This window comes from Paenibacillus sp. J31P190 (assembly GCF_059692075.1).
The window spans coordinates 480,250-500,041 of record NZ_JCAUAS010000002.1 but is presented as its reverse complement, the minus strand read 5'-3'; the positions used below and the strand labels follow the sequence as shown (position 1 = coordinate 500,041).

The following is a 19,792-nucleotide window of genomic DNA, read 5'->3' as shown; positions in this document are numbered from 1 at the left end:
AGCGATCCAGACAATGGAAGTGATTCATTCAATTGCTGATTTGCGTTCTCGCATAAGAGACTATCGACGCAAGAACGACCAATCTGTTGGGTTTGTACCCACAATGGGCTATTTACACGAAGGTCATGCTAGTTTGCTACGCAAAGCACGTGCTCAAAGTGGACTTGTCGTGCTAAGTATATTTGTTAATCCGCTCCAGTTCGGTCCAGGTGAGGATTTCGAGCGATACCCGCGCAATACGGAGCGGGACTTGCAATTAGCCGAAGCCGCGGGCGTTGACCTAGTGTTCATGCCATCTGTAAGCGAAATGTATCCATCACCGACGCGCACTACGGTCAGTGTAACTGGTCTTACCTCCAGACTGTGCGGAGCATCACGTCCTGGACATTTTGATGGGGTCGCAACTGTCGTTAGCAAGTTGTTTCATATTGTGCAGCCTGATCAAGCCTTTTTTGGCCTTAAGGATGCCCAGCAGGTTGCTGTCATTGAGCAAATGGTGCAAGATCTCAACCTAGGCATCGAGATTGTTCCCTGTCCTATTTTGCGTGAAGCAGACGGGCTGGCCATGAGCTCGCGCAATGTGTATCTTTCTGAGGAAGAGCGTAAGCAAGCTTTAGTTCTGTCTCAATCCTTGCAAAAAGCAAAGTCATTTGTGGAATCACATCCAACTTTCACACCGCAGGAGCTTGAAACCTTGGTCAGCCAACATATTGCTACTTCACCTTTAGCCGTCATTGACTATGTAGAGGTACTAGCTTATCCGACATTAGAACCTTTTGAAAAAAGCCATCATACCGATTCTATTATTATTGCTTTGGCTGTCAAATTCGGTAAAACGCGTTTGATCGATAATTTAATTTTACAAGTAGGGAAGTGACTTCCATGTTTCGAACCATGATGAAAGCTAAAATCCACCGGGCAACTGTTACGGAAGCGAATTTGAATTATATCGGAAGCATTACGATTGATGAAGATTTGATCGATTTAGTTGGTATGCTGCCGAATGAGAAAGTGCAAATTGTGAACAACAATAATGGTGCACGTCTCGAAACTTATATTATTCCCGGGCCGCGCGGCACAGGTGTGATTTGTTTAAATGGGGCTGCAGCTAGGTTAGTTCAGACTGGTGATACGGTTATTATTATTTCTTATGCGATGATGACCGATGAAGAAGCGAAGAACCATCAACCAACGATTGCCATTATGGGTGAAAATAATAAAGTTGCGCAGCTTCTCAAGGCAGAAGAGCATTCCACCGTCCTTTAAGAGGTATCACTTCCATGCATGAAATCGGCGCTGTTTACAAAGAATGAGGATAAGCTTTCGAAGCAAAGGTGGGATGCCAAATGTTTAAGCATTTATTTTCCACAATGAACGAGGTTTTGGAAGAAATCCAAAAAGAATATCCGAATAGTGACGTGGAAAAAAAGGCGGAGCTCGACGAACAATTGCAGGTGTTGAAAACGATGAGCGATGAGTTCATCGAAGCGTGGCTGCTTTTTGAGGAGAAGTTGGGAAAGTTTTATGGGGCCGTACCGATGAGTACCCAAACCCTTCATGATGAGCTGATGGATCTAGATGTGACAGGGAAGCAGACGGATGAATTCATGCGGGGCCAGGGATTTTACAAACTTTATATGTACGATCAAGCGATCAAAGAATTCGAAGTTCTGATTCAAAGGCAGCCAGATTTCTTGCTAGCTCGGGTGTATTTAGCGATGGGTCATTTGCGCAAAGGGGAGTTTGGAGAAGCGTACCAACACTTCAAGTTCCTTCTGCCCTTGACCGACAATTCCAAGATGAAGGCCATTTCCTACAACGCAATGGGCTGCATACAAGTACAAAATCAGAATATGGAAAAAGCTTTTGAATATTTTCAAAAAGCGTATCATACCGATCCTTCTTGCATGGAGCCGCTGATCAATTTGGACGAATCCTAAAACGGAAGCGGCTAACTGGGTATTCCCTTTTCCTAATAAGATTTGGTATGCTAGGAGAAGTGCAGGACGAAAGGATTGAAGATACACGTCATGAAATTTGCAGTTTTGGATTTTGAAACGACAGGAAGTCAGCCTGCGGATGAAATTATTCAGGTTGGACTCGTCATTATAGATCAATTTCAAATTACTCACAGGTATACTTCTCTGGTCAAACCAGGGATAAGTATACCTTCTTCGATTACAACACTTACAGGGATAACGGAAGACATGGTTGCGGATGCTCCCTCGCTTGACCAAGTCATGGCGGATATGTTTCCGCTGTTGTTTGATTGTGTGCTTGTGGCGCACCATGCGGCTTTTGATTTATCCTTTTTGCAAAAAGGACTAACGAAAACAGGATACCCGCCTTTCTCAGGACGTGTGCTGGATACGATGGATTTGCTGCGCATCTTATTTCCATCTATTTCGAGTCTTCAGCTTAGCATGGTGGCTGGATTGTTCGGTATTGATCATGAAAGGCCACACCAAGCGGATAGTGATGCAGAAGTAACGGCAGCCATTTGGATTATTTGTATGGAACGCTTGCTGGGGCTGCCGCTTCTTACCGTTCAACGCTTGCAGCATATTTTCGAAAACGGCAACAGTGATTTGGGCTGGTTCCTCGATGAAATATGTGTTTACAAAGAGTCTATAACCAGTGTGGATATGGATACGAATCGATATTTTCGGCAATTTACACTTAATGTCACTGATTGGGGCGATGAGGAAGATACGCGCAGCGACTCCGATGCGGATGGTTTAGGTTCTTCCTTTACGGAGTTTCATCAAGGTTTGAAAACAGCCTTACGTGAAAAATTCGAGATCTTTGAAGACCGTGAATCCCAAGAGCAGATGATCCGGGAAGTTGAAAAGTCACTAAGGGCTGATCAACATTTGATGATTGAAGCGGGAACAGGAACAGGGAAGTCGCTAGGGTATTTAATACCATCCATTTATTATGGCATCAAGTATGAGAAGAAAGTGATTGTCTCTACACACACGATTAACTTACAAGAACAGCTCCGTGAGCGGGACATTCCTCTCTTGAAGGAGATTTTCCCTATCCCTTTCAAAGCTGCTGTACTTAAAGGCAGAAGTCATTACTTATGCCTTCGTAAATTCGAGACAAAGCTAACAACACGTGATTACGAGAATGGCAAGGAAGATCCGATCACGGCAGCACAGATGGTTGTATGGCTTAGTGAGACGGAGCATGGAGATGAAGAGGAGCTGCATTTTGGCAATAAGGGTGCGCAATTTTGGTATTCGGTTGCAAGTGACACTGATTCTTGTTTAAATCGCATGTGTCCTTGGTACAAAAAATGCTTCTATCATCGCGCTAGGAATGATGCCAATACGGCCGATGTGATTATTACGAACCATTCCCTCCTCTTCACGGATATGAAGGCTGAGAACCGCCTTCTACCGTCTTACAAGCACCTTGTCATTGATGAGGCGCACCACTTTGAAGAAGTGGCCAGTAAGCATCTTGGAATTGAGCTGCATTCTTCCGCATTTTATCATTCGTTGCTATGGCTATATAAAGATAATCGCAGCGGCCAATTACCAATGCTGCGGTTTCGATTGCAGAAATCGGATGAGCAGCAGGAACGCGCGGCCGCTTGGAGTCAAACGATCGATGGGCTATTTCCCAAAATCGTGCAAATCAAAGAGGATTGGGATCGGCTTAGTGAAGCGCTCTATGAGCTGTTATCTTCTAGGAGCGATCCTTCGCAATCGGAAAACTCACAATACGTACTGCGGATGAAGCCTGAAACGCTTCCACCCGAGTGGCGAGAGCTTCTGATCATGGAAGACAATATTTATTTGAATGCGAATGATTTACTGCGCACGCTTGATAAATTGTTAAATGAAGTGAAGGACATGCAGGAAGTTTTTGGGGTCCAAGGTTTAGTCACTGATTTGAATGGCACGGTAAAGGAGCTGTATAACCATCGAGATGCCCTGCACTTTTTTATGAAAATGGCTGATGAGGGTTATGTGTATTGGATGGAAGCGGGTACCTATGCTAAATCGAAGTCACTGCAGCTCGTATCGGTGCCTACGGATGTAAGTGGCTTGCTGCAGCAGCATTTCTTTGAGACCAAAGACAGTATTATCCTGACCTCCGCGACGTTGTCTGTTAATAAATCTTTTCAATATTCAGCGGATCAATTAGGGTTAGTCATCCCTGAGGATGAAGAATCGGGCAAGCTGAAAACTGTTCAATTGCCATCTCCTTTTAATTATAGAGAACAGGCTCTCGTCGTCATTCCTCGGAACTTCCCAACAATCAAAGGTGCTGGTGATCCTGTTTTTATCAACGCACTTATTGAGTCGCTTAGCGATGTTGCGCGAATTACCAAAGGACGAATGTTGATTTTGTGCACTTCGAATCGTATGCTTAAGCAAATTTATGCCGGCATGAAGGATCTCTTGAAGCCACATGGGATCACCGTGCTCGGGCAGGGGGTAGACAGCGGTAATCGGAGTAAACTGACCCGGATGTTCCAAGATAACAAAATGTGCGTCCTACTGGGCACCAGCTCGTTCTGGGAGGGTGTCGATATTCCAGGAGATGCGCTAAGCTGTCTTGCTATTATAAGATTGCCGTTTCAACCGCCAAATCACCCTCTTGTTGAGGCTAAATGTGAAAATATTAAGAAGCGCAACGAAAATCCATTTATGAAATTTTCTGTGCCGCAGGCGGTCATTCGATTTAAGCAGGGCTTTGGCCGACTTGTTAGACGTGCAACCGATAAAGGCATCGTTATCATCTATGATACTCGTGTCATTGATACGTATTATGGCAAGCACTTCCTTTATTCATTGCCTGGTCCGAAGATTGAACATATGACGACCGAGCAAATGTTACCTAGGATTGAAGAGTGGATGGGGGAGGCATAGAGTTGAAAACACAAAAAATATCGGAAGCCGTCGTTCGAAGGCTGCCCATTTATTTACGCTTTCTGAATGAACTTGCAATGAAAAATGTATCGACGGTATCTTCGCAGGATTTGGGTCAAAAGCTCGATCTGAATCCGGCACAGATTCGTAAGGATTTGGCTTATTTCGGGGAATTTGGCAAAAAGGGAATTGGCTACGACATTGCTTACTTGATCGAGAAGATTAGACAGATCCTGAAGTTGGATCGACATATTCAAGTTGCTCTTGTTGGAGCGGGTAACCTAGGCCGTGCTTTATGCAATTATAATACTTACTTACGAAATGATATGAAGATTGTCGCTGTTTTTGATGCAATGCCAAGTAAGGCAGGGGAGTCGATTAACAATCTAATCGTTCAACCGATGCATGAGATGAAGAAGGTTTTATCCGAATTAGGCGTTCGTATCGGCATCATTACCGTTCCTGCGAACGAAGCTCAAAATGTAGCCAATCAATTCGTGGACTGCGGGATCGAAGCGATATTGAATTTTGCTCCGGTCATCATTAAAGTTCCTCCTGAGGTGCGTGTGCATCATGCGGATTTTACAACAGAATTGCAAAGTTTAGCTTATTATTTGGATTAGAAAAAGGCACGACCCAATTTACCTTGGGTCGTGCCTTTATTTTAGAAAATCAATCTGAACAATACGAAGTAGATCGAGAATGCGAGCGCGATGCTGATTGGAATTGTAATAACCCAAGTGATTAACATGCGGCCAACCGTGCCCCATTGAACTTCATGGAAACGCATGACACTGCCTGTCCCGATAATCGCGGAGGAAATAACATGCGTTGTGGACAATGGTTTACCCAAATGGGTAGAGAATTGAATAACGAGTGATGACGTCAAATCTGAGGCAAAGCCATTGATCGGCTCGATTTTAACAATCTTACCAGAAACGGTTTTAATAATTCGCCATCCACCGATGGATGTTCCAAGTCCCATGGCCAAAGCGGCAGCAATTTTCACCCACAGCGGCACTTCCAAGTCTGTTTGAACACCAGCTGCGACTAAACCAAACACGATAATGCCCATTGCTTTTTGTGCGTCGTTTCCACCATGGGAGTATGAAAGCAATCCCGCGGATAAAATTTGCAAGGTACGGAATACGCGATTTAGCTTCGATCTGGATGTATTCCCAGACCATAGAATGATGTACTTAATCAAGATCATAATTAAGTAACCTAGTCCGAAAGCAATAATGGGCGATAAAACCAAAATGATAATAATTTGAGTAAAACCACTCCAATTTACCGCATGAACCCCAGCGCCAGCGATAACAGCTCCAGCTAGAGAACCAAGGAGTGTATGCGAAGAAGAGGAAGGAATCGCCAGATACCAAGTCAACAGATTCCAAATGATAGCCGCAAGTAACGCAGCGATGACGATTTCAACGCCGTTTTCAATTTTGGCAGGATTGGCTATGCTTCCTCCAACGGTTTTGGCTACCTTAGAGGAAACCATGGCTCCGACGAAATTGAGTGTGGCTGCCATGGCGATGGCTACACGTGGACTTAAGGCACGTGTGGAGATCGAAGTTGCAATCGCATTAGCCGTATCGTGAAATCCATTAATAAAATCAAAAAGTAAGGCAAGTACAACGATAACGATTAAATAAGTTAACATGATTTCCTCCTAAGAGTTTTCCATTTGGAAAACTTTCTTCGTAGACATAGGACACGAGTGTGCCTTATGAATAGCGAAGTACAACGCTATCAAGGATATTGGCTACATCTTCACAAGCATCCGTTGTTTCTTCCAAACGCTCATAGATTTCTTTTAGTTTAAAATCTTCGTACGGGTCTTTACGTGTGATGAAAATTTGCCGAATCCCTTCACGCATCAAACGGTCTCCGTCATTCTCGAGGGAATTAATAGCAACCGTATGCTCGGGAATTTGCATATATTTTTTCTTAGCCAGAAGCTTGAAAGCATCCAGCATATGCTGGCAAGAGTCTACTATGACAGCCGAAAACTCTTTCATATAAGAATCTGTATGGGATACAGCAAGATAGTCGAAACGAGCAATTGTAGCTTCAATACCATCTGTTACATCATCAACTTTGGAGGCTAGAACCATAATGTCTTCACGATCAATCGGTGTAATAAATACTTTGTTTAAACCTTTAAAAATTTCGTGAGTAATGGAATCGCCTGCATGCTCTAAATCATTGATGGCTTTTACATACTCAATCGGCGGTTTATCACCCATCATAGCTGTGCGAAATAATTGAGCAGTTTGCAAGGCGTTCTCTGCAGCACGGATGAGAAGTTGCAAGAAATCAACTTCATTCTTTTTCGTGAATAACGTTGTCATATAATCCTCCTATATTTTGCTATATGTACTAAGTTTTGATCGAATATATAAGATAAACAGACCAAATGGTAGAAAAAACTCACAAAGTTAAAAGTATCATAACAATTGCATCGAAAGCAACGAAAATTCCGTGACATTTAACAATTTCTTAACATCTCTTGGCTTCCTTGATTTTACAAGCCCGAAGATGTAAAGTTTATAAAGCAATGTCATTAATAGAATGAGCATAGAGAGGGTTTTTTAGTATGAAAAAAACATTAATTATGAACGGTATTTTTATCTCAAATAATGAAGCGAAATCGTCCATCAAAGGCTGTATGGTTATAGAGGGCAGCCAAATTACATACATCGGTGAGGCAATACCTGAACCTCGGGAAAATTATGACGAAGTGATTGACGGCACGAACAAGCTTTATATGCCTGGTCTTGTGAATACGCATGGTCACGCAGCGATGTCACTTTTACGCGGATACGGTGACGATCTTGCGCTCCAAATTTGGTTAGAAGAGAAAATGTGGCCAATGGAAGCCAAATTCAGCGCCCAAGATGTGAAGTGGGGGACGCAGTTATCTATTCTAGAAATGATTAAAGGCGGTACGACGACTTTTGTAGATATGTATGACCATATGAACGAAGTTGCTAAGTCCGTTGAAGAGTCTGGTATGCGCGGTGTTCTGACTCGAGGAATTATTGGTCTTTGTCCACCGGACGTACAAGATGCTAAATTGAAAGAAGCCACCGAGTTCGCAAAAAACTGGCATGGCGGTGCGAATGGAAGAATCACAACCATGATGTCTCCACATGCACCCTATACATGTCCACCTGACTATATAGAGCGGATTGTTCAAGTGGCCCATGATTTAAACCTGCCCATTCATACCCATATGTCGGAGACAAGTCGTGAAGTCCAAGGAAATGTTGATCAATACGGTTTGAGACCCGTTGCACATTTAGAAAAGCATGGCGTATTCAGCAGACCGACGCTCATCGCGCATGGTGTTCATCTCACCGATGAAGAAATTAATATCCTTAAGCAATACGATGTTCGTATTTCCCACAACCCAGGAAGCAATCTGAAGCTTGCTAGCGGTGTTGCCCGAGTTCCTGAACTTCTTCGTGCAGGCGTGAAGGTTTCGCTTGGAACGGACGGAGCAGCCTCCAATAATAACTTGGATATGTTCGAAGAAATGAGACTTGCCGCGCTGATTCACAAAGGTGTTTCTGGCGATCCACTGGCTGTTCCTGCTGCAGAAGCGCTTCTAATGGGAACCAAAATGGGCGCAGAATCAGTATGGTTAGATAATGTAGGCCTACTTCAGGCGGGCATGAAGGCAGACTTTATCGCACTGGATATTGACCAACCGCATTTCCTACCGAAAACGGACTTCGTGTCCCATATTGTTTACTCTGCATGTGCAAAAGATGTAGTTGATGTGTGTGTAGACGGAAATTGGATTGTCCGCAAGGGTGAATGTTTAACACTTGATGAAGAAAAAATTAAGCGTGAGTTTGAACAAAGCTTTGATAAGCTCATTGGCTAAGTGATTTCCTTGTAAGTTCGTCTGGGGAGGTGAGCGGCGTTCATGAATGCAAAGCGAACAAGGATCATAACGTTCGGTGTGTTTATTATTTTGACACTTGGTGTAGTGCTTAGCCGCTTTTATTTAAATGTTCAGAATGAGCACTGGGACAATAAGCGCAAAGCGGTAGAAACAGCATATGAGAAAAGTATTATGACGAAAGCTACCAAGGTGGATTTCTTCTATGGAGATGAACCACTCCAAATCGTATATGGTGAAGATAAGTTGGGTCAAGGTGTTATCGTTTGGGTTTCAGACAAAGGTATACATGCTGAGATGACTGCTGAAGCTTTCACCGAATCGCAAGTACGTGACACCGTGTTAAAAAAAGCTCCAGAGATTGAAATAGAACGTGTGCTGCCAGGTAAGCTTGGCAATGATTATGTCTGGGAAGTCTTCTATAAAAAGAAAGAAAGCAGTAGCACTCGTTATTTCTATGATTATTACAAATTCAAAGATGGACTCTATATGGATACGTACCGGCTCAGCCTTCATTAGGCTGAGTTTTGTTGTTTCCACTCATTTCATAAAGCTAATGTATGTATCGCGTGATATACTCATCGTATAGCAATTGAGGCAACAAAATACGTATAGAAAGGGGGACGTTGACTGATGAAGCTGCGTCTCTTACCTGTCGTCCTGAGTGTTATTATCTCTGCTGGAGTTCTATTCGGAGGTTGGTTCGCTTACACAAGTTTAGCTATGGAGAATCCATTATCTGATATCATTAGCAAAGTTCCCGGTGTGACAAGCTCAACGATGAAACTGGACAATAACCAAGTTGACATACAAGTTAGTCTAAATCCAGAGGCGAATTTAAGAAATGTTGTCGAACGTATTCATACAGACGGTGCATCCATTATCGGTAAGCGTACTGTAAATATAGATGTGAAGAGCAACCCTTCCGAGAAGCTGGATCAGTGGTGGTCTAAAGCATTATTTGATGTAGCACAAGCGATGGAAACGAAGCATTATGCAGATATTCCAACAACCCTGCAAAAATATGCTGAGGGAGTTCCAACGATGAAAGTAGATAGCGAAATGGATCAAAATTATGTATATATTCGTTTAACAGATGGTGATGCCACTAAATTCATCATGCTACCTAGAACTTCCCAGATAGGAGTGTGGCCGAATGAGTAAAATATATAAAGAAATTGGGATTGGATTTATTCCGGTTCTCTTGATCTTTTTAGTTTTTCTAGGTGTGAATGTAATACCTATCTTGTTTGTTAGTGTATTGGGTGTTTCCTTGTTTTACATGATTAAAGGCCGCGGCGGTGCCGGGATATCTGCGGGCGGCAGTGATCGTAAAAGCAAAAATCGTACGCCCTCGTATTTGACGTTCGATGAGATCGGTGGACAAGATCGCGCTAAGAAAGAATTGATGGAAGCACTTGATTTTCTGATCAAGCATGAAGAAATTAAGAAATTAGGGATTCGTCCACTCAAAGGGATTCTGCTTACGGGTCCTCCAGGAACAGGGAAAACGTTAATGGCGAAAGCGGCCGCGCATTACACGAATTCTGTTTATATGGCTGCTTCAGGAAGTGAATTTGTTGAAATGTACGTCGGTGTCGGTGCAAGCCGTGTGCGTGACCTTTTTAAAGAAGCTCGAACACGCGCTGTTAAAGAAGGCAAAGACAATGCGATTATTTTTATTGATGAGATTGATGTTATCGGTGGTAAACGTGATGGAGGTCAACATCGTGAGTACGATCAGACGTTGAACCAGCTATTAACTGAAATGGATGGTATTCATACGAATGATGCTCCCCGTATTTTGATCATTGCAGCAACAAACCGCAAAGAAATTCTCGACAGTGCTTTATTGCGTCCTGGACGTTTTGACCGTCATATTGAAGTTGACTTACCGGATAAAAAAGGCCGTCTATCCATTCTTGATATTCATGTGAAAAACAAACCGCTGGCTCAAGGCGTTTCTTTGGATTTGATTGCTGATCAAACCTTCGGTTTCTCTGGTGCACAGCTTGAAGGCGTTCTGAATGAGGCCGCCATTTATGCCATGCGAGAAGATAAACTGGCTATCGAACAGCACCATCTAGCTTCCGCGATTGATAAAGTGATGATGGGGGAAAGAACGGATAAAGAAACGGCGCAAGAGGAAAAAGAGCGCGTCGCATATCACGAATTGGGCCACGCGATTGTTGCTGAAATTGTTCGCCCTGGCTCTGTTTCTCAGGTTACCGTTAGTCCGCGGGGGAAAGCGCTGGGATATGTGCGTCATAATCCGCCTAAAGATCATTATTTGTACACCAAGGATTATATTGAGCAGCAAATCATGATTGCTCTCGGTGGCGCCGCGGCTGAAGAAATCTTCTATGGTGGACGCAGTACAGGTTCGCGTAACGATTTCGAGCAATCACTTTCCATGGTTCGTAATATGATGGATTCCGGACTTACTTCCCTCGGTATCATTGACCGTGATATGGTGACGAAGGATCAGCTCATGAAAGAGAATACGATCATCCTTGATGCGCTGATGATTCGCACAAAGGAGCTTTTAGAGCAGCAGCGTAGTGTATTCGAACATTCCTTTGCGATTTTGATGAAAGAAGAAGTTCTTTCAGGTGACACGTTCCGCAATCTGTTTGATGCTTCTGTTTCGAAGAGTGCATAAGTTGACCGTTGGCCTTGTGGCCAGCGGTTTTTTCGTATTTTTACCATTGGGAGGAATTGATGTATTTTTTGCAACATTCGCGGGGAAAACGCGGTTCTGAAGGGTTCTAGACATAATTTGATCGCATCCCAACCCTACATGCCTGAATTGTGTCAAAGCTGAGATAATCTCGCGAATGTTTTGTGTATACTAATGAAATCGGAGAACAAAAATTGTATGATATGATTGAGTTTTCAAGACGAGGTTGAATTGATAATTCATTGAGAATGAGAATAATAAGTAGTTGGTAGTGAACGCAGCGTGGGAGAAGGAGAAACTTGTTATGGTATTCAAAACAATAGGTGTAATCGGTGGGGGAACGATGGGACAGGGGATTGCAGAAATGCTCGCTGCCCGTGGTTTGGACGTATTACTCGTTGAAAAAACAACAGATAAGCTCGATCGAGCCATGGAACAGATTACGGTCAGCTTAGATAAGCAAATAGAACGTTGGTCATTGACAGAGACTGAGAAGAAGCTGATTTTAGCCAAAATCAGAAAAGCCGATTCGCTGGAAGACATGGCCGCTTGTGATATGGTCATAGAGACAATTTCGGAAGACTTGAATGCTAAAAAGCATGTATTTTTCCAACTGAATCAAATTTGTTCGCCAGCCATAATTTTAGCAACGAATACATCCACCCTTAGCGTGACTGAGATTGCCGCGGTCACCACGAATCCCGAACGTGTGATTGGACTTCATTTTTTGCATCCCGTGGCGAAAATTAACCTCGTCGAAATTATTCGAGCGATGAAAACGTCAGACGAAACCTTCAATCGAACACGCCGTTTCGTGGACGAACTCCTTTTAAAGAAAAGTATTAAAGTCACGGAATCGCCTGGCTTCATTACAACGAGGCTTATCTGCACATTGATTAATGAGGCGCTGCACACACTGTCCGAAGGTGTGGCTTCCGCTGAGGATATCGATAACGCCATGCGGATCGGCTATGATTTCAAATATGGTCCTCTGGAAATGTGTGACCGATTCGGGTTAGATTCGGTACATGCAGCCCTAGAAGGTATGTTCCGCGATTATGGGGACATGAAGTACCGTCCATCCTTCCTATTGAAACAAATGGTACGAGCGGGGCACCTAGGAGTCAAAACAGGAGAAGGCTTTTTCCGTTATGACAAGGATGGTGATCGCTTGTGAATATTCTCGTTATAAATGCAGGGAGCTCTTCGCTTAAATACCAACTCTTCCAAATGGAAAATGAATCCGTTCTCGCCAAAGGCAAGGTAGAGCGAATCGGGATGGAAACGGCTATATTAACACATGAACCGACGGGAAAAGCGGAAGTTCATGAGGTTAGAGAGATTCTCGAGCATACGAAAGCTATTCGCAAGGTGCTGGAGCTGCTGGTGCACCCTGAACACGGCGTGCTGGCGTCAACGTCGGAAATCGACGCCGTCGGCCACCGAGTCGTTCACGGCGGCGAATCCTTCAAGGGCTCCGTCCTCGTTACTGACGAGGTGAAGAAGGAGATCAAGCGGCTCTTTGATTTGGCGCCGCTCCACAATCCGGCGCATATGCTCGGCATCTCAGCGGTGGAGGCGAACATGCCCGGCGTGCCGCAGGCCGTCGTCTTTGACACCGCCTACCATCAGTCGATGCCGGCGCACGCCTACCTATACCCGGTGCCGATGGCGCTGTACCGGAAGCACAAGGTGCGCCGCTATGGCTTCCACGGCACCTCGCACAACTACGTGAGCGAACGTGCCGCAGCCTTCCTAGGCCGCCCGCTGGAGCAGCTGAAGCTCGTTACCTGTCACATTGGTAACGGAGCTTCCTGCGCCGCCGTGATGGGCGGCAAGTCCGTGGATACGAGCATGGGGATGACCCCGCTCGAAGGGCTGATGATGGGCACGCGCAGCGGCGATCTCGATCCAGCCATCGTGCCCTATGCGATGAGCAAGGAGGATTTGACGCTGGGCGAGATCAGCTCCATGCTGAATAAGCACAGCGGGCTGCAGGCGATCTCGGGAATCTCCAGCGATATGCGGGAGATTGTCGAAGCATTGGAGGCGGGTGATAAGAACGCCGCGCTTGCTTTTGAGATGTATGAGTATCGGCTGCGCAAATACATAGGCGCATACGCCGCAGCGATGAATGGCATCGATGCGATTGTTTTTACAGCTGGCGTCGGAGAAAATTCCGAGCTGCTTCGTCAAACGGTGTGCGAACGGCTGACATTCCTTGGTGTGGAATTCGATGAAGAAGCGAACCGCAAGGGGAGAGGTCTGGAGCGGCGGATTACGAAGCAAGGATCCAAAGTGGAAGTGCTTGTGATCCCAACCAATGAGGAGTGGGTGATCGCTCGAGATACATTTGGACTCGTTCAGTCACAAACCATCTGATTTTTGAATGCCTTGATAGAGGTTTTCTTATGGAAATAGTGTACAATAAAGAAGTATTCAATAGGCTCGAGGTATCGGAATTTATTGAATAAAATGACGAAGTCTAGATTTTCACGAAAACTTTAAGGAGGTTCTAAAGCAGAATGAAAAGTACGATAAGCGAAGTTAAACATCATGTCGGCGAGTCGGTTACCATTGGCTGTTGGCTAAACAAGAAACGTTCAAGTGGTAAAATTCAGTTTTTACAACTAAGAGACGGTTCCGGATATATACAAGGTGTCGTGGTCAAAAGTGACGTAGGAGAAGACGTTTGGGAAGCTGCTTCTAAGCTGACGCAGGAAAGCTCACTTTACATAACTGGCAAAGTGAAAGAGGATACGAGGAGTAAAGGCGGCTATGAGCTTGATGTCCTAGGCATTGAAATCATCCAAGTGACGGAAGAATATCCGATAACTCCGAAAGAACATGGCGTTGATTTCTTAATGGATAACCGCCACTTGTGGATTCGAAGTCCGCGTCAGCGTGCTGTGCTCGTGATTCGCGCTCAAATTATTCAGGCCGTTCAGCAATTTTTCAATGAGCGTGGCTTCCATTTGGTCGATCCTCCGATTCTAACCCCTTCCTCATGTGAAGGAACAACGAATTTGTTTCATACCAAATACTTTGATGAGGATGCCTTCCTTACACAAAGCGGACAGCTCTATATGGAAGCAGCTGCGATGGCACTTGGCCGTGTGTACTCTTTCGGTCCTACATTCCGTGCAGAGAAGTCCAAAACACGCAGACATCTTATCGAGTTCTGGATGATTGAACCGGAAATGGCTTTTGTCGATCATGTTGAGAACCTGGAAGTGCAGGAGCAATTCGTTTCTTATATCGTTCAAACCGTGCTCAAAAATTGCGGAGCAGAGCTGGAAACCTTAGAAAGAGACACAACGAAGTTGGAGAAAATTCAAGGCAGCTTCCCGCGGATTACGTATGATGAAGCGGTAGACTATCTACAAAAGAATGGTCATGAATTCCAATGGGGCGAGGATTTCGGTGCTCCGCATGAAACAGCGATTGCTGCTCAATATGAAACACCGGTTTTCATTACGCATTGGCCGACAGAAATTAAAGCATTCTATATGAAGCCTGATCCTAGCCGCCCGGAAGTTGTGCTTTGCGCCGATATGATTGCGCCTGAGGGGTATGGAGAAATCATTGGAGGCAGCCAAAGGATTGATGATCCTGAGCTAATGGAGCAACGCTTCCAGGAGCATGAGTTATCGAAAGAAGCCTATCAATGGTACCTTGATCTTCGGAAATATGGCACCGTGCCGCATTCCGGTTTCGGACTTGGTCTGGAACGTACGGTTGCTTGGATTTGTGGTTTGGATCACGTGCGCGAAACGATTCCATTTCCTCGTCTCTTATACCGTCTGTACCCGTAAACGGGTTTATCGACCATGGGTAGAAAGGGGATCGGATGAGTAATGCAATCTAGTACACAACAGCAGATAGAAGCCGCCCTTGTGGCCGGCTTTCTGGAAGGGAATGTCGGAGTCCCAAGCCTTCTTCTCAAGAATTACCGCGCCCTTCAGTTGACCGAAATTGAAGTCATGACATTGATTCATTTGATATCATTTCTAGAAAAAGAAAAGAACGATTTTCCGACCACGGATGAGATTCAATTCCGCATGTCAGCTTCACCAGATCTGGTCATTGCCAGTCTGCAGAAATTGATTCATGAGCAGTTCATCGCAATTGATGAGGATACAGCAGAAATAACGGGGATACGCAGTGAGCGATACAATCTTACGCCGTTATACCAAAAATTAGCCAAACGGGTGGCTGAGCAGCAGATGGCAGAGTTAAGCACGATCCGCGCATCCATCCCGTCTGACGAGAGTGCTAAAAATATTTATACAACATTCGAAAAAGAATTTGCACGTCCATTAACGCCTATGGAACTGGAAACAATCAGCGGTTGGTTGGATAAGGATATGTACAAAGAAGAGCTCATTATGACGGCTCTCAAAGAAGCTGTATTTGCAGGTAAAGTGCATTTCCGTTACATTGACCGAATATTATTGGAATGGAGCCGCAATCGAGTTGCGACTGTGGACCAAGCCAAGGAATATTCACAACGGTTTCGACAATCTAGATAGTAAGAAAAACGTCCTATTCTTCTCACAGTTCTCAACTGGAGAAAATGGGACGTTTTTTCATTGGGGCTGCCAGTTTTTGTAATGCTTTTTAGCCAGACTATATAAGAGTGTGTTCAAACCAAAGGTTAAGAGATAGACAGGAAATGAGTAGATTAGCTGCCACCCATAATATTGAAACACCGAAAAGGTGACAGCAAGAGCTTCAAAGCCAACTGACGCAACCGACCAAACGAGGATATGTATAAACTGAAAAGGAGCACGAATTGGATACTTGTCATAAAAATACGCATAAAAATAACCAACTAGAGGAAAAGGAATCGTGTAAAGCAGAAAATCGAACAAATCATAGTCCGGGGTATCCATGATATCATACACATTATAAGGGTAAGAGGAAGACAAGATATTATCGACGGCTCGTCCCAAATAGGAGTCGAAAATCATCATGAGCAGTGCGATGGGAAGCGGAATTCGCTTAGGGAGCATGCAATACAGCAGGATCATTGCGATCATAATGATCGTAGCAAAGCCTTCGTTTGCGTCAAAAGTAATCGGTGGAATTAAGATCATACAGGTTGTTTGCCCCTACCTTTCAACCAACGAAGTGCGTACATGAGTCCCACAGTAGAAACGATAAAAGTTAACCATACTACAAAAGACCACCAAAATTTCCATTGCACGATATATACATAACCGGCAAGCTCCATAACAATAGGCATACTTGCTAAAATAAGGGTATAAATAATAGTCAGAATCGTGCGCAGCCCCTTATGATGCAATTTTAAATAAAAATGCAGAAACCAAATCATAGACATAGGAAATAGTAATAAATAATAGAACATAGTATCCCAAAATATTTGGTAAGTGCGATAAGGCACAATCAGGTGTAAATTCGTTACTACAATTTCAGAAAAATCTTCACCGAACAATGAGACCCAAAACCAATAGACTAAGACCTCGAAGAGATTCATGTTTTTTTTGACATATACATAAGAGATGAATAGAAGTAGAAATAAACTTGTATTAATGACTGAGAACATAGGCGTATTTGTATTCCTTTGCATACGGATTTAACAAGTAAAAGTAGTTTTACCCATCTTGCGTGATTCTATGAGACAAAAAAAGTCAGAGCCTCGCCCATTTGGGCAAGGACCTGACTTTTTATTCGTATACAGCTATTAAATGCCTTTATGCAGCAAGTGCGTGCGGTAAACATATTCGAAAAGGAACTCGAACGCTTCGAGATGGCGCTTAGCTTCAAAAGCATTCGCTCCCCAGGCATAAATGCCATGCTTACGCAGCACGATACCAGGAATTCGCGGAACAATCGCACCTTCCACCAGCTCTGCGATGCGAGGGATTTCAGCATAATTGGGCAAAATGGGAATTTCGATCTGAGCTTCTTCATCCCAAATATTGAACGCCTTAATAAGCTCAACACCGTCTACAGGTATGCTTTTACGTTCCCAATACAGTTCAGAGATCAAATTATTGAATATCGTATGTACATGAAAAATGGCGCCTGCACCTGTTAAGCGGTAGATTTCACTATGAATCAAGGTTTCTGCCGATGGCTTCAGGCTAGTAGCTTCCGTCGGTTGACCTTTCTCATTCACGAGTAGAAAATCCTCAGGTGTTTGTACGGATTTATCTCTACCGCTTGATGTGATAGCGAATGTGAATGCGTCAGGCTCGAAGCCGCCCACACGAACAGACAGATTGCCGCTTGTTGCAGGAAACCATCCTCTGGCCGCCAAGTTTGCTTTAATATCACGCAAATCAGCGAATGCACGCTGTTTGTCTTCCAGTAAAATACTCATACTACAGGTTCAGCCTCCAATTGCTTCATAATATCAAAGAAAGTCTCGAATGGGTAATACGGATAGTCAAGCTGCTTACACATATCGATGAGATGAGAACGAGCAAAGATCGTATCGACTAGTTTAGCGCCCTCGAAATCCGTTATACTATCACCGATGATAATTCGCTCATATCGATTAGCGTCATAAGAGCGAATAATGCTTGTTTTGCACATCCCACAGTCTGTTGTACAATGCTCGTCACATCGGTTTGGCCACAAAATCTCAATCGTGTTTCCTTCAAATGTGCTGGCATTGCAGTAGATATGCTCACTTGGGATTGCAAAAGGCTTCAGCAGTGGATAGATAAAAAAATCAATGCCTCCGCTCGTAATCAAAAGCTTGATATTCTGTTCTTTGCAATAATCTACGAATTCTTTGAATCCATCACGAATCACAGCGTTATTGATCGCATATTCGACAATCTCATCCTTACGGGAAGTAGGGAGGAGGGCGAACATTTCACCAACACCTTGACGTATCGAGATGCTTTTATCTAAAATTCGTTCCACGATGGCTTCCCAACCAGCTGGGTTGAAATGCTTCATGATGGCAACGATGTTATCGTTCACGGTAATAGTACCGTCAAAGTCGCAAAAAATAATGCGTTCCTTACTCATTCTCTGATCCCCCAAGTGTCAATAGCTGATTGTAACTCTGGATGTGTTCGGGCGTAGTCTTGAAGTGTAATTCCTTGCATAGTTGCATCAATCGCCTGACGGAAGGCTTGCCCACCTGCAATCGTTCCAAGCGGATGTCCATGGATGCCGCCACCTGCATTAACGATGACATCCTTGCCAAAATCACGCAGAATAAGCGGGACAAGTCCAGGGTGAATGCCTGCCGACGGGACAGGAAAGCATGAAGCTAATTTCAATTGTACATCGGCAGGAGCGTTATAGGTGTAATCTTTACGTAAATCAACTGTTAGAAGCGCGTGCTTAATCGCCATATTCTCTTCCCTAGGCATAACGACAGAGCCATAAGGAGAAGGGAATAGCACTAAATCTGCTCCGGCCAAACGCATAAGCTTGCCAAGCAGCACAGAAGCGGATATCCCATAGTGCGGTGACGGATAAGTAGCGCCTGCCATGGCTGGATGAGCCATGATCGGAATCGTTATCTCCGGGTCGGAGCTTAATTCATAAAGCGTATCGAAACCGTAAGCTAATACATTAAATAGTAAAGCGTTAGCTCCAGCACCGATTGCTTTCTTGGCTTGAGATGCAAGCTTGGATGTTGGTCCTGTTAAATTGACAGCATAGAGCAGCTTTTGACCTGTTTCTTGGGTAGCTTGTGCAGCAGCTTGCAGGCAAATCTCGATCCGTTTTTCCAATGGTGTTAATGGATTTTCAAAAAGAATCTCATCGTCTTTAATGAGATCCACACCGCCAGCTGCTTGCAAATAAAATTGTTCGCGTAATGCTGGAAGCTCATACCCAACTACCGATTTAAAGATGCTCATTAATAAAGGGCGATCATGCACACCAAGGAGATCTCGCACACCTTGCATACCGAATTTGGGACCGGAGAAGGCAGATAAGAAGTCAGATGAGAAAGATAAGTCAATTAGCTTTATTTTCCCGTCCATCGACAGTTTACCGAATACGGTGACCAACAAGGCAGGGATGTCCCTGCTGAAGTTCACATCTGGATATGCGATGGTGATATCTGCATAGCGATTTGAAATAGGTTCTCCCTGAGCGGGTTCATGGACTTCAACCGAAATCACTTTCCCTAAATGCTTCTCCATTTGCGCTTTTTGCGCTTCTGGCAGTTCGGTCCAGCTGCCAACCGTAAGGCCGACAGCGATGCTTGTTGCTTTTTTATGAAAATCGGCTTTCTCGTCGAAACTCCGATAGGTGGCTAGACAATATGCGTTCATCGTAAACATTCACCTGCTTTAGATAGAATTAGACCTC

Annotated in this window: 19 protein-coding genes; 13 read left to right on the top strand and 6 right to left on the bottom strand. The window is 44.2% G+C overall.

All coding sequences use genetic code 11. The annotated features are described in order from the left end of the window. Positions 1-13 precede the first annotated feature (13 nt). From panC to AC58U0_RS05695, 5 genes are all read left to right on the top strand, one after another. Entirely contained in the window at positions 14-877 is an 864-nt protein-coding gene (gene panC / locus AC58U0_RS05715; RefSeq protein WP_497378258.1) for a pantoate--beta-alanine ligase, read from the top strand. 5 nt (positions 878-882) lie between these two features. Further along, positions 883-1,266, top strand: a complete 384-nt coding sequence (gene panD / locus AC58U0_RS05710; protein WP_497378040.1) for an aspartate 1-decarboxylase — start codon at positions 883-885, stop codon at positions 1,264-1,266. 80 nt (positions 1,267-1,346) lie between these two features. Next, a complete protein-coding gene (locus AC58U0_RS05705) occupies positions 1,347-1,940 on the top strand; it encodes a tetratricopeptide repeat protein (RefSeq protein WP_497378039.1) in 594 nt (197 codons plus the stop codon). A 90-nt stretch (positions 1,941-2,030) separates the two neighbouring features. Next, positions 2,031-4,886, top strand: coding sequence for an ATP-dependent DNA helicase DinG (gene dinG / locus AC58U0_RS05700; protein ID WP_497378038.1), 2,856 nt, complete (start codon positions 2,031-2,033; stop codon positions 4,884-4,886). A gap of 2 nt (positions 4,887-4,888) precedes the next feature. After that, entirely contained in the window at positions 4,889-5,509 is a 621-nt protein-coding gene (locus AC58U0_RS05695; protein ID WP_029193054.1) for a redox-sensing transcriptional repressor Rex, read from the top strand. A gap of 41 nt (positions 5,510-5,550) precedes the next feature. Here the strand turns inward: AC58U0_RS05695 and AC58U0_RS05690 are convergent, their stop codons facing one another. Further along, the gene (locus AC58U0_RS05690) at positions 5,551-6,552 is read right to left on the bottom strand and encodes an inorganic phosphate transporter (protein WP_497378037.1); all 1,002 of its coding nucleotides are present in this window, start codon (positions 6,550-6,552) and stop codon (positions 5,551-5,553) included. Positions 6,553-6,616: 64 nt separating this feature from the next. Continuing rightward, positions 6,617-7,243 (bottom strand): DUF47 domain-containing protein, encoded by a 627-nt coding sequence (locus AC58U0_RS05685; RefSeq protein ID WP_497378036.1) that lies wholly within the window; start codon positions 7,241-7,243, stop codon positions 6,617-6,619. A 245-nt stretch (positions 7,244-7,488) separates the two neighbouring features. On the opposite strand from AC58U0_RS05685, the gene AC58U0_RS05680 reads away from it, so the two are divergent. The 8 genes from AC58U0_RS05680 to AC58U0_RS05645 all read left to right on the top strand — a co-directional run bounded on the left by AC58U0_RS05680 (position 7,489) and on the right by AC58U0_RS05645 (position 16,014). Beyond that, complete coding sequence (locus tag AC58U0_RS05680; RefSeq protein ID WP_497378035.1) at positions 7,489-8,784, top strand: amidohydrolase; 1,296 nt, start codon at positions 7,489-7,491, stop codon at positions 8,782-8,784. Positions 8,785-8,826: 42 nt separating this feature from the next. Then, on the top strand, positions 8,827-9,321 hold the full coding sequence (locus AC58U0_RS05675) for a cell wall elongation regulator TseB-like domain-containing protein (RefSeq protein ID WP_497378034.1): 495 nt from the start codon (positions 8,827-8,829) through the stop codon (positions 9,319-9,321). Between the two features lie 114 nt (positions 9,322-9,435). Continuing rightward, positions 9,436-9,966: a hypothetical protein gene (locus AC58U0_RS05670; RefSeq protein WP_497378033.1), complete on the top strand. Its 531-nt coding sequence runs from the start codon at positions 9,436-9,438 to the stop codon at positions 9,964-9,966. Beyond that, positions 9,959-11,464 carry an AAA family ATPase gene (locus AC58U0_RS05665; protein WP_497378032.1) on the top strand — a complete coding sequence of 502 codons (1,506 nt, stop codon included), beginning with the start codon at positions 9,959-9,961 and terminating at the stop codon, positions 11,462-11,464. The genes AC58U0_RS05670 and AC58U0_RS05665 overlap by 8 nt, the downstream gene beginning before the upstream one ends. Before the next feature lie 322 nt (positions 11,465-11,786). Continuing rightward, positions 11,787-12,659 (top strand): 3-hydroxyacyl-CoA dehydrogenase family protein, encoded by an 873-nt coding sequence (locus AC58U0_RS05660; RefSeq protein ID WP_497378031.1) that lies wholly within the window; start codon positions 11,787-11,789, stop codon positions 12,657-12,659. Further along, a complete protein-coding gene (locus AC58U0_RS05655; RefSeq protein WP_497378030.1) occupies positions 12,656-13,864 on the top strand; it encodes an acetate/propionate family kinase in 1,209 nt (402 codons plus the stop codon). Before AC58U0_RS05660 ends, AC58U0_RS05655 begins: the two co-directional genes overlap by 4 nt. A gap of 143 nt (positions 13,865-14,007) precedes the next feature. Beyond that, positions 14,008-15,297 (top strand): asparagine--tRNA ligase, encoded by a 1,290-nt coding sequence (gene asnS, locus AC58U0_RS05650; protein WP_497378029.1) that lies wholly within the window; start codon positions 14,008-14,010, stop codon positions 15,295-15,297. Between the two features lie 42 nt (positions 15,298-15,339). Then, positions 15,340-16,014: a DnaD domain-containing protein gene (locus AC58U0_RS05645; RefSeq protein WP_497378028.1), complete on the top strand. Its 675-nt coding sequence runs from the start codon at positions 15,340-15,342 to the stop codon at positions 16,012-16,014. 57 nt (positions 16,015-16,071) lie between these two features. Here the strand turns inward: AC58U0_RS05645 and AC58U0_RS05640 are convergent, their stop codons facing one another. The 4 genes from AC58U0_RS05640 to AC58U0_RS05625 form a co-directional block, all read right to left on the bottom strand. Beyond that, complete coding sequence (locus AC58U0_RS05640; RefSeq protein WP_497378027.1) at positions 16,072-16,581, bottom strand: hypothetical protein; 510 nt, start codon at positions 16,579-16,581, stop codon at positions 16,072-16,074. Between the two features lie 608 nt (positions 16,582-17,189). Beyond that, positions 17,190-17,831, bottom strand: coding sequence for a methylthioribulose 1-phosphate dehydratase (gene mtnB / locus AC58U0_RS05635; RefSeq protein ID WP_497378026.1), 642 nt, complete (start codon positions 17,829-17,831; stop codon positions 17,190-17,192). After that, complete coding sequence (locus tag AC58U0_RS05630) at positions 17,828-18,490, bottom strand: 2-hydroxy-3-keto-5-methylthiopentenyl-1-phosphate phosphatase (protein WP_497378025.1); 663 nt, start codon at positions 18,488-18,490, stop codon at positions 17,828-17,830. The genes mtnB and AC58U0_RS05630 overlap by 4 nt, the downstream gene beginning before the upstream one ends. Then, complete coding sequence (locus AC58U0_RS05625) at positions 18,487-19,755, bottom strand: 2,3-diketo-5-methylthiopentyl-1-phosphate enolase (protein WP_497378024.1); 1,269 nt, start codon at positions 19,753-19,755, stop codon at positions 18,487-18,489. Before AC58U0_RS05625 ends, AC58U0_RS05630 begins: the two co-directional genes overlap by 4 nt. Between the last annotated feature and the right edge of the window lie 37 nt (positions 19,756-19,792).

Bases quoted from the DNA above. Each gene is read 5' to 3' on its own strand.
- AC58U0_RS05690 (WP_497378037.1), bottom strand. From the start codon at position 6,552: ATGTTAACTTATTTAATCGTTATCGTTGTACTTGCCTTACTTTTTGAT.
- AC58U0_RS05670 (WP_497378033.1), top strand. From the start codon at position 9,436: ATGAAGCTGCGTCTCTTACCTGTCGTCCTGAGTGTTATTATCTCTGCT.
- panC (WP_497378258.1), top strand. From the start codon at position 14: ATGGAAGTGATTCATTCAATTGCTGATTTGCGTTCTCGCATAAGAGAC.
- AC58U0_RS05625 (WP_497378024.1), bottom strand. From the start codon at position 19,755: ATGAACGCATATTGTCTAGCCACCTATCGGAGTTTCGACGAGAAAGCC.
- AC58U0_RS05640 (WP_497378027.1), bottom strand. From the start codon at position 16,581: ATGATCTTAATTCCACCGATTACTTTTGACGCAAACGAAGGCTTTGCT.
- dinG (WP_497378038.1), top strand. From the start codon at position 2,031: ATGAAATTTGCAGTTTTGGATTTTGAAACGACAGGAAGTCAGCCTGCG.
- panD (WP_497378040.1), top strand. From the start codon at position 883: ATGTTTCGAACCATGATGAAAGCTAAAATCCACCGGGCAACTGTTACG.
- AC58U0_RS05705 (WP_497378039.1), top strand. From the start codon at position 1,347: ATGTTTAAGCATTTATTTTCCACAATGAACGAGGTTTTGGAAGAAATC.
- asnS (WP_497378029.1), top strand. From the start codon at position 14,008: ATGAAAAGTACGATAAGCGAAGTTAAACATCATGTCGGCGAGTCGGTT.
- AC58U0_RS05680 (WP_497378035.1), top strand. From the start codon at position 7,489: ATGAAAAAAACATTAATTATGAACGGTATTTTTATCTCAAATAATGAA.
- AC58U0_RS05675 (WP_497378034.1), top strand. From the start codon at position 8,827: ATGAATGCAAAGCGAACAAGGATCATAACGTTCGGTGTGTTTATTATT.
- AC58U0_RS05685 (WP_497378036.1), bottom strand. From the start codon at position 7,243: ATGACAACGTTATTCACGAAAAAGAATGAAGTTGATTTCTTGCAACTT.
- AC58U0_RS05660 (WP_497378031.1), top strand. From the start codon at position 11,787: ATGGTATTCAAAACAATAGGTGTAATCGGTGGGGGAACGATGGGACAG.
- AC58U0_RS05665 (WP_497378032.1), top strand. From the start codon at position 9,959: ATGAGTAAAATATATAAAGAAATTGGGATTGGATTTATTCCGGTTCTC.
- mtnB (WP_497378026.1), bottom strand. From the start codon at position 17,831: ATGAGTATTTTACTGGAAGACAAACAGCGTGCATTCGCTGATTTGCGT.
- AC58U0_RS05645 (WP_497378028.1), top strand. From the start codon at position 15,340: ATGCAATCTAGTACACAACAGCAGATAGAAGCCGCCCTTGTGGCCGGC.
- AC58U0_RS05630 (WP_497378025.1), bottom strand. From the start codon at position 18,490: ATGAGTAAGGAACGCATTATTTTTTGCGACTTTGACGGTACTATTACC.